This window comes from Halorussus pelagicus, from assembly GCF_004087835.1.
Lineage (GTDB): Archaea > Halobacteriota > Halobacteria > Halobacteriales > Haladaptataceae > Halorussus > Halorussus pelagicus.
In genome coordinates, this window is sequence record NZ_CP035119.1 from 349471 (window position 1) to 364107 (window position 14637).

A 14637-nucleotide genomic window follows, 5' to 3' on the forward strand; every position below is an offset into this window, starting at 1 on the left:
GGTAAGTCGCGGAAGTACGCAGGAACTCGACGGCGCTACTTTTTGCGGGTGACGTAGCCAGCGATGCGGTTGCGGACGCCCTTCGACTCGATGTTGGTGAGTTTCTGGACGCTGTCTTTGTTCTGGTCGAAATCGGTCGTGAAGGCGTCGGGGTATCGCTCCAGCAGGACGCGCCCCGTCTTCTTGACGTAGTCGGGTTTGATTGCCATGGTTGGGTTTCCACGTCCGGAAAGTAAGTGCGTTGCGGTCTTCGGTCGTCGGACGGCCGGTCCGCGACCCGACAACCCAAGGCCCTTCGGCGTCGTAGTCGAAGCCATGCCGACCTTCGTCGAAGCGGTCCAGACCGTCGAGGACGCCGCGGAGTTGCGCCGCCGACTCGCCGAGCGAATCGACGCCATCGGGGAGGCGCTGGACCTGCTGGAGTCGTGGACCGAGGAGAGCCGCGAGACCCAGACCGAACTGGCGTCGAAGTACGACACCGCCAAGCAACTGGCCCGCGACGAGATTCAGGCCGCGAGCGACGGCGACGAGGACGCCGAGGACCTCGCGGCGGTGGACCTGCTCGACCACCCCGCGGTGGACGACGGGACGAAAGAGCGCCTCCAAGAGTACAGCACGAAGCTCTCGGTCTACCTGAACCGCGAGGAGTCGTACGGGGCCGCGCGGTCGGCGCTGCTGGGCGCGCTCGACGACGAACTCGACCTCTACGCGCGACTCCTGCCCGAACTGGAGACCGGCCGGACGAGCGTCGCGTCGGGCCGCGAGCAAATCGCCCGGTTCGCGCGCGACGACACGCTCGGGCCGCCGAACCGGACCGCCGCCGACGTAGTTCTGGAAGCCGACGTGGACGAGACTTGACGCTCCGTCAGAGATTGTGCTGAATTTTTGTGTAGGTGTCGACGAAATATCGTCAGATATTCGCAAATATAATTATCCCTGAACTTCTAGATTCGATTAGCACAGTGAGGAGAGCAGACGGAGATACGGACGGCGAACTGGTCGAAGTGAGCACTGACGGTCCGAGATTCGAAAGCGAACTGGAAGCACTCGTCCTCGGCGCGTTCGGCGACGGCGAGGACGTGGAAGGCGTCTGGGACCTCGAATACGAACCCGACGAGATACCCGACTGGACGGTCACCATCGACCGAAAGGACGGTCGCTGAAGCTACTCGTCGAGGTGGTCGCGGAGTCGGTCGAACGCCGCACGCACGCGGTCGTCCCCGCAGTTTCGCCCGACCGACTCGAAGTACGACAACCGATTTCTGAGTTCCGACTCGTCGTAGGCGTCCACGTCGAGTCGTGAGGCCGCGACGGTCGCCTCCACAACCGCGCCGAACCCGCGAGTTATCGTTGGCACCGTCTCGCGCTCGACGCCAGAATCCACGGGCGAGAGGGTCCACTCCTCCCACTCGGTGTCGCCGTCCTCGCCGGAATCGACGCGCTCGGCTTCGATCTCGACCCACGCGTCGGCGGCGTCGAGGACCGGCCGCTCGACCTCGAAGATCGAAAGCGTGGCGTCCACGAAATCGACGGGGTCGCGCGCGAACTGGACGTAGCCACCACCCTGCCGGTGGAAGTTCCGGCGAGTACGGGTGTTGCCCCACGTCCGGGCGGTCACGGGCGCGTCGGCGGAGGGTCCGTTGTCCGGCGGATGCAGGCCCAGCGCCGCGACGTTCCACAGGTCGTTCGGGCCGAGCGTCGTCACCAGCGACTCGGTGACGCCTCGGAACTCGACCGGCCAGTCCGCGGGCGACCGAGAGTCGCCCGCGGACTGGCGGTCTTCCGACGTATCCGACACACCGGACGCGTCGTCGCTCACACCGACACCTCCCCGCGGGCCAGCGCGACGAACAGGCCCGCGGCGGTCAGGTCGGCAGTCGTCCCCGGATTGATGCCGTCGGCGACCAGCGAGTCGGCGAAGGCCTCGACGACCTCCGGCCCGCCTTCCAGCGCCTCTTGGGCGCGGACCCGGACGCTCTCTGCGGTCTTCGCGCCGTGCTGTTTCGCCACGAGGGTGTCGGGTTGGCGCGCGAGCAGTTCGAGATAGACCCGCGCGCCGAGTGCCGACGCCGGGACCGACCCCGCCAGTTCCGCGAGACGGTCGGCCGCCCAGAAGGTGCGCTCGAACTGATTGGTCCACTCGGCGGCCACGTCGTCGGATTGGTCGCCGAGCGCCAGCACATCGTAGAGGGTGACGCCGCGCTCCTCGACCGCCGGAACCGCGTCGCTCCCCCGGCGAACGTCGAGGTCCCCGGCGTCTTCGGGCGGGTCGTCCACGTACACCTCGGCGTGGTCGAACGCCCGGAAGAAGTTCGCCGCGTCCTCGACGGTCGTCTTTTCGACCACGCGCTCGACGCCTTCCGGCGAGAGGTCGCCGTCCGCGGCGGCCCGGACGAGGGGCACCAGCAGGAGGAGCGCGCCGAACTGGGTGTTGCCGCCCTCCTGCTGGCTCATTCCCTCGACGGCGCGCTCGAACGCCTCGCCGACCGGAGCGCCGCGCTCGGCCGCGCGCAGGCCCGGTCCCGCGCCGACCGTGCCCGCGAGGAAGTGTTCGAATCGCAGGTCCGAGAGGTCCCGCGCCCTATCGACGTTGCCGGGCTTGGGCGTGCCCGCGACTTCCAGCAGGAGCGCGAGTTGGGCGTTCTCGGCCGGAGTCATGCGCGCACCTCCGGTTTTTGGGCGACCCACTCGTCCAGTGCGCTCGCCACGCGCCCGAGGACCGCGGGGTCATCGCTCGGTCGGCCGACGCTCACCGCGTCCGCGCCGCAGGCCAGATACTCCCTGACGGTCGCCTCGCCGCGGACGCCGTTGTTCGCTATCACGAAGAGGTCGGTCTCCGCGGCGACGGCGGCCACGTCGGCGACGACACCTTCGGAGTCCATCGCATCGACGTGCATCGCGTCACCGCCCGCGTCGGCGACGGCGCGGGCGGTCTCGGCGAGGTCCACGCTCGGCACCTCGGCGCGGACTTTGACGCTCACGTCGGGACCTTCGCCCGCCGCGGCGGCGACCTGCTCGCGGAGTCGGTCGGTGTTTCGGAGGAGGGTCTCGCCCGCGCCCGCCGCGCACATCTCGTCCTGTCGGCAGTGGGCGTTGAGTTCGAGAATCGCGCCGCGGTCCGCACAGATTTCGGCGACCGCCCGGAGCGGTTCGAGCGAGGTCGTCCGAACGTTGAACCCCGGCCGGAGGTCGGCGTCTTCGAGCGCGGCGAGTTGGTCGTCCACGAAACCGGCGGGGTCGTCCGGAAGGAACTCGTCGCGGTCGCGTTCGACCAGTTCGCGGGCGGCCTCGCGGGTTGGAGCGTCGAGCGCGATACCGCCGAGGAACGCCGCGCCAGCGAGCTCATCGGCCGCTCTCGCCCACTCGGCGTCGGACTGGCCGCTGAGACTGGCGAGCGCGAGTCGAGGTTCGAACATCAAATCACCTCCAGCGCGTCGGCGACGGCGCGGGCCACGCGCTCGGCGTCGTCTTCGTCGGACATCTCGGTATCGGTCTTGACGACCGGGCGGTCGAGGTCGGTGTCGTCGTGGTCGTCCAGCACGAAGGCGTCGGCGAAGGGGTAGGCCGCCGCGACGCCAGCGGTCGAGGGTTCGAAGCCGACGCCCGCCATCAGGTCGGCCGCCGGGCCGGAGAACACCTCGTCCTCCACGAAGGGTGAGACCGCGACCACGGTGGCGTCGTCGAGCGCGTCGTGTAGCTCCTCGATGGCGAGCATCGGCCCGATGCTGGTGACGGGGTTCGAGGGACCGACGACAACGGGACCCTCTTCTATCGCCCCGAGGGCGGCCGGAGCGGGGTCGGCGTCCTCGCCGCCGCGGAACTCGACATGGTCCACTTCGGGGTCGCCGCGGTGAGCAACCCAGAACTCCTGAAAGTGCATCTCGTCGGCGTACTCGTCGCTCTCTTCGGGGGTGTGGACGATAGAAGCCACGGGGTCATCGCTCATCGGGACCACGTCCACGGGCGCGTCGAAAGCATCGGCGAGCAGGCGCGTGACCTCGGTGAGGCTGTGGCCCTCGTCCAACAGACTGGTCCGGGTCAGGTGGACCGCGCGGTCGCGGTCGCCGATCTCCATGAACTCCGCGACGCCGGAGAAGCGCCGCCAGTTTGCGAGGTGGCGACCGTCGGTCTGGGCCTCGTCGGGCAGGTAGCGCGGTCCCTTGGCGAGGTCGGCAGTCTCGGCAAGGTTGTGTAACTCCTCGTGGGTTTCGGTGGTGTCGTCGGCGATTCCCCACCACGTCTCCAAGTCCAGCAGGTCCCCCTGCTCGAAGAGGACGGTATCTACGTCGGGACAGACGAGCAGGCCGCCCAAATCCACGTCGTCGCCGGTGTTGGCGACGACGGTGGTCTCTGCCGGGTCGAAAACCGACTCGGCTCCGGCGAGTAGCTTCGGGGTTCCGGTCCCCCCGGAGAGAAACGTCGTCATGTTCCGAGGTGCGTGTTCCGAGTGGTAAACGCTTGTGCTGTCTCGTGGCGCAGCGAACGACCGACATCGCCGGTCGCTACTCGAAATCGCCAGCGAGGTCCCGGCCGGGGAACTTCCGGTATCGCTGAACCAGATACGCCGCGGCGACGTAGTGGACGAGCGGGTTCAGGAAGAGCGCCAGCGACGCGGCCGAGACGAGGGCACCGCCGCCGACCCAGAGACGCCGGTCGGGAACCCACCGCGAATCACTCTCGCGGATGTCGCCAGCGTCCCGGTACAGCGCGTGGTAGAAGACCGGGGTGAGAACCAGCACCGACACGCCGAGCGCCAGCCCCCACGCCGACAGGTCGAACGGGTACGACGACCCGGACGACTGGACCGCGGAGAACGACCACACCACGTTGAGTGCCGCGGCGGTCAACAGACGGAAACGCCACGGAGTTCGCTCGCTATCGCTCGTAAATTCAGCCATGATTACTCTGTATTCGATTCTCGGACACCAGTTGAAGTATCTGTCACTTCGGCGATGCAGTGGCGTTTCGGCGAGCGCGGCAGTATCGAAAAAGCGAGTGGCGACCCACCCTCGCCACTCCCGGCGGTTTTTATACGAAGGCGGACAATTCTGTCACATGAAGACCATCAAGGACTCCGTCCACGACCACATCGAGGTCGAGGGCGTCGCGCGGGCGCTGTTCGACACGCCCGCGGTCCAGCGACTCAGGCGCATCAAGCAGTTGGGTCCCGCACATCTCGTCTACCCCTCCGCGAACCACACTCGCTTCGAACACAGCCTCGGCGTCTACCACCTCGCTTGCGAGGGACTCGACCACCTCGGGATTCAGGGCAAGCAGGCCGAGCGCGTCCGAGCGGCCGCCATCCTCCACGACATCGGGCACGCACCCTACAGTCACACCATCGAGGAAGTTATCCACCGCCACACCGGCAAGTACCACGACGACGTTCACGACCTGCTGGCGGACAACGAGGTCGGCGACGTGCTTCGAGACCACGGTCACAACCCCGACGAAATCGCCGACCTCATCGCTGGCGGCGGGAAACTCGGCCAGTTGGTCTCGGGGGAACTCGACGTGGACCGGATGGACTACCTCGTGCGCGACGCCCACCACACCGGCGTCCCCTACGGCACCATTGACCACTCCCGACTGGTCCGGGAACTCACGCTCATCGACGGCGAACTCGTGCTGGCGGAGGGCAACGTCCCGACCGCCGAGAGCCTGCTTCTGGCGCGCGCGCTGATGAACCCGACCGTCTACAACCACCACGTCACGCGCATCTGTCGGGGGATGCTCCAGCGCGCGAGCGAGCGCCTGCTAGACGAGACCGCGATTTCCGCGGACGAACTCCGCCGGATGGACGACCACGACCTCTTCGCGGCGCTTCGAAGGAGCGCCCCGACCGAGGAGTTCGCTCGGCGACTCGGCGCGCGGGACCTCTACAAGCGGGCGGTCTGGGTCGAGATGGCCGACGTGCCCGACGAGGTTATCGACGCCGACCACGACCGGATTCGGCAGTTCGAGGCGGACATCGCGGCCGACGCGGGGGTCGGTCCCGAGTCGGTCATCATCGACGTGTTGGGGCGACCGAGCATGACCGAGTCCTCGACGCGGGTCATCGTCAACGGCGAGATTCGACGCCTCGGCCAGCAGTCCACGCTGGTCTCGGCGCTCCGGCAGGTCCAGCGCGAGCAGTGGCGACTCGGGGTGTACGCGCCCGGCGACCACACGGACTCGGTCGGGCACGCCGCCGAGCGAGTGCTGGGACTGGAGACCGACGGCGCGCTCGTCAGCGAGGTCCGGTCGCCCGGCCAGCGCACGACGCTGGACGAGTTCGGGGCGCAAGGCGAGGAGTGAGTCGTCCGGAGCGTTGCTTGCGAACCACGTATTCCATTTCTTATTTATTTTAGAAAGATATTAAGTTAATTGCAATTTTTCTTTTGCCATGGAAAGCGAACGCCAGTCACCGACCGACGCCGAGACGGACGCGGGTGAGGAGACGACTCCGGACCTCAAGGACCTCGGGTTCGCCCCGTCAAACGGGTGGAACGCCGTCTACGTGGACGGCGAGTGGCGCGCGCAGGGCGACCGCGCGGGACTCGACGTGGTGGACCCGACGACAAGAGTGGCGGTCGGGACGATCCCGGCTGGGACCGACGAGGACGTGGATGCCGCGTACGCGGCCGCCGAGTCGGCACAGCGCGAGTGGGCCGACCGGACGCCCGAGGAGCGAGCGTCGGTAGTCGCCGCGGCCCGCGAACTCGTCGGAAAGTACCACGAGGAGTTCGCCCACCTGTTTGCGGTCGAGTGTGGCGGCGCTCGACTCAAAGCCGACATCGAACTCGACCTGACCACGGGGACGATGGCGGTTGCCGAGGAGTTGGCGGACGCCGCCGACCCGACCGACACCGAGGAGCGCGAGTCCGCGGTGGAGGGCAAGCGCAACCTCGTCTTCCGGGAACCCGCGGGCGTCGTCGGCATCATCTCGCCGTGGAACTTCCCGCTGTATCTCTCGATGCGGGCGGTCGCGCCCGCCATCGCACTCGGGAACGCGGTCGTTCTCAAGCCCTCGACACACACCGCAATCGTCGGCGGACTGGCGCTGGCGAGTCTCTTCGAGGAGGCCGGACTCCCCGACGGCGTCCTAAACGTCGTCACGGGCGAGGGGTCGGCCATCGGCGAGACTATCGCTGGCCACCCCGCGGCCTCGGTCGTCTCGTTCACCGGTTCGACCGAGGTCGGCCGGAAGGTCGGCGGGGCGGCGGCCGAGCAGTTATCGACGCCCGCGCTCGAACTCGGCGGGAACAACGCCCACATCGTCACCGCGGAGGCGGACTTGGACCGGGCGGTGGACGGCGGGGTCTTCGGCTCGTTTACCCACCAAGGGCAGGAGTGCATCTCCATCAACCGCCATCTGGTCCACGAATCGGTGTACGACGAGTACGTTGAGCGACTGGCCGAGCGCGCCAGCGAACTGCCGGTCGGCGACCCCCGCGACGAGGCGGTGCTGGTCGGGCCGGTCCAGAACGCCTCGCAGTTCGAGACCATCAGGGACCTCGTGGAGCAGTCGGTCGAGCAGGGTGCAAACATCGAATCGGGCGGCGAGTTTGACGACTGGTTCGTGGAACCGACCGTTCTCTCGGGCGTCGAGAACGACATGCCGGTCGCCGCCGAGGAACACTTCGGGCCGGTCGCGCCGGTCATTTCTTTCTCGGACATCGACGAGGCGGTCGCGCTGGCCAACGACACGGAGTACGGTCTCTCGGGGTCGGTCCACTGCGAGGACGCCGAGCGCGCGATTGACATCGCCCGGCGACTGGATACGGGGATGGTCCACGTCAACGACCAACCGCTGAACGACGACCCGAACGTCGCGTTCGGTGGCGTGAACGCCTCGGGAATCGGCCGGTACAACGCCGAGTGGATAGTCGAAGAGTTGACCGAGACGCGGTGGATTTCAGTGCAGGAAGAGGCGCGGGAGTACCCCTTCTGAGACGCTTGGGCGGGGATTTCGGCCTGCGTCTCGACTATTGGACATTCCACTTGGCGCGTGCTGGCGCGGCGCGCGAGGGGCCGCGCCAACCGCGCGAGGGACGAGCAACGCAGGCCGAAGGCCGAGTAGCGCAGGCGGTTGGGGAGGCGTGAGGCTGACGCGGTGCTGTGCGGTCGTTGGGACTCCATCGCTCAAACCCGAAGCTAGCTCTCTCGACGGTGATTCCCGAGGGGGAAGAGCCTGCTTCACCCCGAAAACTACCTCTCCCCCGACGCTATCTCTTCGACCATGTTTCGAACGTATGCCACTTCCTCGCGGTTGATGCCGTGGCCCATCCCCTCGTAGATGCGCTCTTCCACGTCGCCGCCCAGTCCGTCCAGCACGTCGCGGGTTTCGTGGACGCGCTCGACCGGGATGTGCGGGTCGCGGTCGCTACACCCCAAAAATACCGGCGTCCCGTCGAGGTCGCCGTCGTAGTCTCGCGGGGTGCCCTCTGGGCCGATGAGTCCCCCGCTCAGGGCCGCCAGCCCGCCGTAGCGCTCGGCGTTCCGGGCGACGAACTCGCTGGCGAGACAGGCACCCTGCGAGAAGCCGACGAAGCAGGTCCGCTCGGGCGCGATTCCGGCGTCGGCGACGCGCTCGCGCACGTCGCCGAGGAACGCTAGCGCCGACGAGAGACTCGGTTCGTTGTCCGCGATAGCTTCGAGGAAGGAGTTGGGGTACCACGTCCGGCCGCGGGCCTGCGGCGCGAGGTAGGCCACGCCCTCGGCGTCGAACTCGCCCGCCATCTCCAGCATGCCCTCGGCGGTCGCGCCGCGACCGTGGATGAAGATAACCGCGGCGTCGGCGTCGTCGGCGGGCGCCCCGTCCGAGACCGCGCCCGCAGCGGCGACCGGTTGCCCGGCGTGGGGGTCCGCCCCGCCATCGTGGGGATTGGGAGTTGCCATCAGTGTTCCTCCGGCGTCGCCGAGAGGCGCGAACGAGGCGCGCGTTCGTCGCTTTTTCGCGTGCGGTCCGCACTAGAGCGGAGAGTCGAAGCGCGGTCGATGGTCGGCGGCGGCGTCTCCGAATCGGTCATACGCTCGCTAGCCGAGATGCGGCCTTGAGCCTTCTCGGACGACGCAGTAAGCAGGTGACGTTCGCGTCACTGACTGGTTCACAACTTGACAGTCGGAAAATTATCGGCGATGGGGACTCCTCCGAAGGAAGTCGAAGTTAGAGTTCGACGGTCCGGAGGTCGTCCAAAATGCAGAGAATTTGCGGATGTGTCTCGTTCTACAACTCGACAGTCCGCAAATCATCTGCAAACCGCACGTCGCCGTCGTACTGCGCCTCGATGGACTGTAACATCTCCTCGTGACGACCCTCGGTGTGAGGGTAGAGATGCGTCAGGAACACTTTCCCGATGTCCGCGCCCGACCCCGCGAGCGCCTCGCCGAGTTGGGTCGGCGTCGGGTGGTTGTCCACGTCAACGTCGTCGGGGAACGAGCAGTCGTGAACCAGCACGTCACAGCCGTCGGCGAAGTTCGCCAGCGCCTCGAACGCCTCGCTGTCGCCGCTGAAGGTGAACTTGTCACCGAATCGGTAGGACAGACACGGCAGGGAGTGTCGGGCCTCGTACCCCTCGACTTCGAATCCGGCGACCTCGAACTCGTGGGCACCGACCTCTCGAATCTGGAGGTCTACTCGTCCTCGCAGATAGTCGTGTACGTCGAGCAGGTCGTCAACCAGCGACTTCGTACCGGTCGGGCCGACGACTTCGAGGTGTTCCTCGCCCGCCAGCCACCGGGCCTTCAACAGCGGCAGGAGGTCGGCGACGTGGTCGAGGTGGTGGTGAGTCAGCAAGACAGTCGAAATCTCCTCGTAGCCGACGCCCGACTGCTGGAGGCGGTGGAGGACGCCGCTTCCGCAGTCCACGAGCAGGTGGCGCTCGGTCTCCTCGTCGGTCACGACGATGCCGGTCTGGTAGCGCTCGCCGGTCGGCATCGCACTGCCGGTTCCGAGAAAGGTGACTCGCATACTCGGTTCGCCGGTCCGAATCCTGTTAATGGCTTTGGACCGGCGAGTCGAGCGTCGCCGGTTTCCCGCAGGACTCGACGCCTCTGATTTATCTGGATTGGACTTCCACCGAGTCCGAGAGAAGCGAGGAAAGACGCTCTGAAAAAGCGTGTTTCACTTCCTATAGGTGCCAAAGATTTAAATAAGAATCTGCGTTCGTGATTTTGATTGCGTCGTCCGCGAACGCCATCGGTTAGAAAATTCACGCTTGCTGTTCCGGAACACTTTCGCCCGTGCCCTCTTTCCGCTCGGACCCGCCGTATCGACTGACAACGACGAGTTTCACTTTCACTCCGGTGGCCAAACCGTCTTAACCGTCCGCTCCCAACGGACCGTTAAATGGGAGCGCGCGAGTTGCTGGCGCGCGGGGATTTCGACTTCGACGCCGACTCGGTCGAACTCGACGACGCCGCCGTCCTCGAATCGCTGGAACCGGCCGTCAGAGAGTGGTGGGTCGAGGAGTTCGGCGAGTACGCCCCCGAGAACGGCGGCTTCTTCACACCGCCCCAGAAGGAAACCATCCCGCTCGTCCGCGACGGGACCAACGCGCTCGTCGCCTCGCCCACGGGGTCGGGCAAGACGCTGGCGTCGTTCACCGCGATTCTCAACGAACTGTTCCGCCGCGAGCGCGAGCAGGAAGCGGGGTTGGACAACTCCGTCTACTGCCTCTACGTCTCGCCGCTCAAGTCGCTGGCCAACGACATCCACCGAAATCTGGAGGTTCCCCTACAGGGTATCGCCGAGAAGATGGACGGCGAACCGTCGGTCCGCCACGCCATCCGGCACGGCGACACCGACGATTCGGCGCGCCGGAAGATGCTGGAGGAGACGCCACACATCCTGAACACGACGCCCGAGACGCTGGCCATCCTGCTCAACTCCCCGAAGTTCAAAGAGAAGTTGGAGACCGTTGAGTACGTCGTCGTGGACGAGATTCACAGTCTCGCGGACGGCAAGCGCGGCACCCACCTCGCGGTGAGTTTGGAGCGACTGGAGCGGATGGCCGAGACGTCGCCGACCAGAATCGGCTGTTCGGCGACCGTCGAACCCTTGGCGGACATCGCGGAGTTTCTAGTCGGGTGCGAAACGGAGGCTCCGGACGGTGACGCCACCGCTCCGACGCCCCGCGACTGCGAAATCGTGGACAGTCGGTTCGTCCGGGAGTTCGACATCGAGTTGCAGTGTCCGACCGACGACCTCATCGACACACCCCGCGAGGTGGTCAACGAGCGATTCTACGACCAGTTACACGACCTCATCGGCGACCACACCAACACCCTCGTCTTCACGAACACGCGCTCGGGGGCCGAGCGCGTCCTCCAGAACCTCCGGGAGCGCTACGACGCCTACGACGAGGACAACTCTGGCTGTCACCACGGAAGCCTCTCGAAGGAGGCCCGCCAGTCCATCGAGCAGGACTTGAAAGACGGCACGCTCGACGTGGTGACGACCTCCACGAGTCTGGAACTGGGCATCGACATGCCCCACATCGACCTCGTGGTGCAGGTCGGGTCGCCCAAATCGGTCGCCTCCCTGCTCCAGCGCGTCGGCCGGGCGGGCCACCAACTCGGCCAGACCGTCACGGGGCGAGTCGTCGCGCTCGACCGCGACGAACTCGTGGAGTGTGCGGTGATGCTCAAGAAGGCCGAGGAGGGGTTCGTGGACCGCGTGTTCGTCCCCGAGGAGGCCTACGACGTGGCGGCACAGCACGTCTACGGGATGGCCATCAACGAGGTGCGCCCGGAGCGGGAAGTCCGCGAGATTCTGCGGGGCGCGTACCCCTACCGAAACTTCGTGGACGAGCAGTTCGAGACGCTGTTTCGCTACCTGACCGCCGACTACGAGGGACTGGAAGAGAAGAAGGTCTACGCGAAAATCTGGCGCGACGAGAACGACCCACCCGACGGCGAGTACCACTATCCGGAGTTCGACGTGGGCGAACCCCTCGTCGGGAAACGCGGCAAACTCGCGCGGGTCATCTACATGACCAACATCGGGACGATTCCCGATTCGTTCACCTGCGACGTGTTCACGCGGGGCGACAGCGAGTGGGTCGGCGACTTGGACGAGCAGTATCTCGATACCCTCGAAAAGGGCGACGTGTTCGTCCTCGGCGGCCAGAACTTCGAGTACCAGTATCGCCGCGGGTCGAAGGTGTACGTTGACCGGACCAGCGCGAGACCGACCGTCCCCTCGTGGTTCTCCGAGCGGTTGCCGCTGTCCTACGACCTCGGGCGGAGTATCCTCGACTTTCAGGGCGAACTCTTGGAGAAGTTCCGCAAGCGGGGCAAGCCCGCGGTCCGGGTCTGGCTTCGGGAGTTCCCGCTCGACGAGAACAGCGTCCGCGCCGTCGCCCGGATGTTCGACGAGCAGATTCGCTACGCCGGACCCGAGAGCGTCAGCACGACGACGCGACTCGCGGTGGAGGTCGAACTCGACCGCGAGTCGTACGAGCGCCACTACTACGTCCACTCGAACTACGGCCGAAAATTCAACGACGGTCTCTCGCGGGTCGTCGCCTACCGCTGTGCGAACGCGGCCAACACAAACGTCTCGGTCGCGGTCGCCGACCACGGATTTACGGTCTCGATGCCGCTCAACCGCAAGGTGGACGTTGCCGAGATTCTGCGGGACATCGACTCCGAGGAGGTGCGCGACGACCTCCGGGCGAGTCTCGACGGCACCGACCTCCTCCAGCGGTACTTCCGCATCAACGCCACGCGCGCGCTGATGATTCTGAAACGCTACAAGGGCTACGAGAAGTCCGCCAGCGAACAGCAGGTCTCCAGCGAGATGCTGTTGGGGTTCGCCGAAGAGTTAGAGGACTTCGCAGTCATCGAGGAGACCTACCGGGAGATAATCGAGGACAAACTCGCTATCTCGGCCATCGAGGACCTGATGGCCGCCGTCCAGTCCGGCGAGATGGAGGTCGTCGGGAATCGCGTGGACACGCCGACGCCGCGGGCGTTCGGTCTCGCCACGCTGATGGCCAGCGACGTGGTGCTGGCCGACGACGAGAGTGCAGTTTTGCAGGAGTTTCACGAGCGCGTGCTGGACGAAATCGGCGACGAGTACGGCGACGAAAGCGACGAGACCGGTGGAGCCTCCGCCGCGAAGTAGCCGCGCATTCGTCGGTGCTACGCGACGGTCAGCAACGTATCGAGCGCGTCCGGGACGACTAGCACGTCGCTTCCGGGTTCCACGGCGTCGGCGACGGACTCGCGGGCGCACATCAGGCAGTCCTCGACGACCTCGGGATGGTCGCTGTTCGTGACGTAGAGGTCGTACTCCCGGAGGACGCGGGCCACGACGAACGCGCGCTGTGCGCCGGGGTCGTAGCCCCGCCGCATCTCGTCGTAGAGGGCGTCGGCGCTCTCGGCGCGACTGAGCCAGTCGTAGAAGCGTTTCTCGCCCGTGCCCTCGCCCGCGCCCTCCTGCAAGGGCGCGGGGACGACGATGCGGCCGCTCGCGCCCGAACCGCCTTCCCGCTGGCTTGCGTCTCCGGCGCGCCGCGCCGGAGACGCGAGCGGGTCGTAGTCGCCCAGAGCGAGATACGTCGCGGCCCGCGTGGTCTGGTAGAGGTTCGCATCTTTCGGCGCGCCGACGCCCGCGACGACAGCATCATACGTATCGGTTAGAGAAACAGAAATATTGTTTTTGCACGACTCTGCAAGGTCTTCGACCACTTTTCGATGGTCGCCCGCGCTCGCGTCCGAGATTCCGGCGGGACCGTGCGTGACGTTGAGACAGAAATCGACTCCTATCAGATCGCCCGCTCGGTCGAGCATTGCGCGGAAGGGGTTGCCCTCGACGCGGCCCAAGCGGACGCCCTCGCGGGCCAGCATCGCCGGGCCGTGGGTGTACCGGATGAGCGACTCGCCGCCAGCGCCGATAGCAACGGTCTTCGCGCCGCCGGAGAATCCCGCGTACTGGTGGGGTTCGACCATCCCGGTCGAGACCACGGCGTCGGCCGCCGCGACGGTCGGGTTCATCTCGACGGGCACGGACTCGCCGTCGGGTCCTCGGAGTTCGCCGACGACCTCGGCGGCCTCGGCGTCGTGGTTCTGTGCGAGGTCGGCGTACTCGCCGAGTGCGTTCCGTAACTCCTCGTCAGTCATCGGCCGGTGGAGACCGAGACCGACCACGATGGAAATTTGGTCGCGGGATATTCCAGCCGCGTCGAGTTCCGAGACGAGCAAATCGACCAACACGTCGTCGGGCGTCGCGCGGGTCACGTCGGTCACGACGATGGCCACCTCGTCGTCCGCGCTCACGCGCTCGGAGAGGAGCGCCCCGTGCGGGTCGGCCATCGCTTCCGCGGCGGCCTCGCGGGGGTCCACCGGGTCGCCACCGGGCGGGTCGGCGACCGTCACGTCGCAGTCGGGCAGGGCGACCTCGATGGTGGTATCGCCGTAGGGGAGTTCCATGCCCGAGGAGTTCGCGGTCGTCGCGCCTGAAAGCGTCGATACGTGAGTCGAGTCTGAGTGGTTCGGTCGTCGGTGTGGTGTCCGACAGCGCCACAAAGCACTGCGACCGCGACAGCAACGCGACCGCACGCAATCTATCGCCGATGTCTATCGTCCCGCGACCGCACAGCACCGCGGCCGCCACCGCACCGCGCCCCCGTTCCTCCCCGCCTGCGTCTG

General features: G+C 66.6%; 15 protein-coding genes. 5 read left to right on the forward strand and 10 right to left on the reverse strand.

The window, feature by feature from the left end:
* Window positions 1-35 precede the first annotated feature (35 nt).
* Window positions 36-209 carry a 30S ribosomal protein S17e gene (locus EP007_RS01785; protein WP_128476016.1) on the reverse strand — a complete coding sequence of 58 codons (174 nt, stop codon included), beginning with the start codon at window positions 207-209 and terminating at the stop codon, window positions 36-38.
* 106 nt (window positions 210-315) lie between these two features.
* Here EP007_RS01785 and EP007_RS01790 point away from each other — a divergent pair, with 106 nt between their 5' ends.
* Together EP007_RS01790 and EP007_RS01795 are read left to right on the forward strand one after the other, a co-directional pair.
* Window positions 316-858: a hypothetical protein gene (locus tag EP007_RS01790; RefSeq protein WP_128476017.1), complete on the forward strand. Its 543-nt coding sequence runs from the start codon at window positions 316-318 to the stop codon at window positions 856-858.
* A 104-nt stretch (window positions 859-962) separates the two neighbouring features.
* On the forward strand, window positions 963-1163 hold the full coding sequence (locus EP007_RS01795; RefSeq protein ID WP_128476018.1) for a hypothetical protein: 201 nt from the start codon (window positions 963-965) through the stop codon (window positions 1161-1163).
* A gap of 2 nt (window positions 1164-1165) precedes the next feature.
* On the opposite strand, the gene EP007_RS01800 is transcribed toward EP007_RS01795, so the two are convergent.
* The 5 genes from EP007_RS01800 to EP007_RS01820 all read right to left on the reverse strand — a co-directional run bounded on the left by EP007_RS01800 (window position 1166) and on the right by EP007_RS01820 (window position 4898).
* Window positions 1166-1819: a DUF447 domain-containing protein gene (locus EP007_RS01800; protein WP_128476019.1), complete on the reverse strand. Its 654-nt coding sequence runs from the start codon at window positions 1817-1819 to the stop codon at window positions 1166-1168.
* Entirely contained in the window at window positions 1816-2658 is an 843-nt protein-coding gene (locus EP007_RS01805) for a triphosphoribosyl-dephospho-CoA synthase (protein ID WP_128476020.1), read from the reverse strand. The genes EP007_RS01800 and EP007_RS01805 overlap by 4 nt, the downstream gene beginning before the upstream one ends.
* The gene (locus EP007_RS01810) at window positions 2655-3416 is read right to left on the reverse strand and encodes a tRNA-dihydrouridine synthase (protein ID WP_128476021.1); all 762 of its coding nucleotides are present in this window, start codon (window positions 3414-3416) and stop codon (window positions 2655-2657) included. The genes EP007_RS01805 and EP007_RS01810 overlap by 4 nt, the downstream gene beginning before the upstream one ends.
* On the reverse strand, window positions 3416-4426 hold the full coding sequence (cofD, locus tag EP007_RS01815; RefSeq protein ID WP_128476022.1) for a 2-phospho-L-lactate transferase: 1011 nt from the start codon (window positions 4424-4426) through the stop codon (window positions 3416-3418). The genes EP007_RS01810 and cofD overlap by 1 nt, the downstream gene beginning before the upstream one ends.
* A gap of 76 nt (window positions 4427-4502) precedes the next feature.
* Window positions 4503-4898, reverse strand: coding sequence for a hypothetical protein (locus EP007_RS01820; RefSeq protein WP_128476023.1), 396 nt, complete (start codon window positions 4896-4898; stop codon window positions 4503-4505).
* Between the two features lie 157 nt (window positions 4899-5055).
* On the opposite strand from EP007_RS01820, the gene EP007_RS01825 reads away from it, so the two are divergent.
* Together EP007_RS01825 and EP007_RS01830 are read left to right on the forward strand one after the other, a co-directional pair.
* Window positions 5056-6297: an HD domain-containing protein gene (locus EP007_RS01825; RefSeq protein WP_128476024.1), complete on the forward strand. Its 1242-nt coding sequence runs from the start codon at window positions 5056-5058 to the stop codon at window positions 6295-6297.
* A gap of 88 nt (window positions 6298-6385) precedes the next feature.
* Window positions 6386-7933, forward strand: a complete 1548-nt coding sequence (locus tag EP007_RS01830) for an aldehyde dehydrogenase family protein (RefSeq protein ID WP_128476025.1) — start codon at window positions 6386-6388, stop codon at window positions 7931-7933.
* A 257-nt stretch (window positions 7934-8190) separates the two neighbouring features.
* Here the strand turns inward: EP007_RS01830 and EP007_RS01835 are convergent, their stop codons facing one another.
* The 3 genes from EP007_RS01835 to EP007_RS01840 all read right to left on the reverse strand — a co-directional run bounded on the left by EP007_RS01835 (window position 8191) and on the right by EP007_RS01840 (window position 9952).
* Window positions 8191-8880 carry an alpha/beta hydrolase gene (locus EP007_RS01835; RefSeq protein ID WP_128476026.1) on the reverse strand — a complete coding sequence of 230 codons (690 nt, stop codon included), beginning with the start codon at window positions 8878-8880 and terminating at the stop codon, window positions 8191-8193.
* The gene (locus EP007_RS18090; protein WP_281062930.1) at window positions 8880-9011 is read right to left on the reverse strand and encodes a hypothetical protein; all 132 of its coding nucleotides are present in this window, start codon (window positions 9009-9011) and stop codon (window positions 8880-8882) included. The genes EP007_RS01835 and EP007_RS18090 overlap by 1 nt, the downstream gene beginning before the upstream one ends.
* A 197-nt stretch (window positions 9012-9208) precedes the next feature.
* Window positions 9209-9952, reverse strand: coding sequence for an MBL fold metallo-hydrolase (locus EP007_RS01840; RefSeq protein ID WP_128476027.1), 744 nt, complete (start codon window positions 9950-9952; stop codon window positions 9209-9211).
* Between the two features lie 378 nt (window positions 9953-10330).
* On the opposite strand from EP007_RS01840, the gene EP007_RS01845 reads away from it, so the two are divergent.
* Window positions 10331-13111 (forward strand): ATP-dependent helicase, encoded by a 2781-nt coding sequence (locus tag EP007_RS01845; protein ID WP_128476028.1) that lies wholly within the window; start codon window positions 10331-10333, stop codon window positions 13109-13111.
* 17 nt (window positions 13112-13128) lie between these two features.
* Here the strand turns inward: EP007_RS01845 and EP007_RS01850 are convergent, their stop codons facing one another.
* A complete protein-coding gene (locus EP007_RS01850; protein ID WP_128476029.1) occupies window positions 13129-14418 on the reverse strand; it encodes a lactate racemase domain-containing protein in 1290 nt (429 codons plus the stop codon).
* Between the last annotated feature and the right edge of the window lie 219 nt (window positions 14419-14637).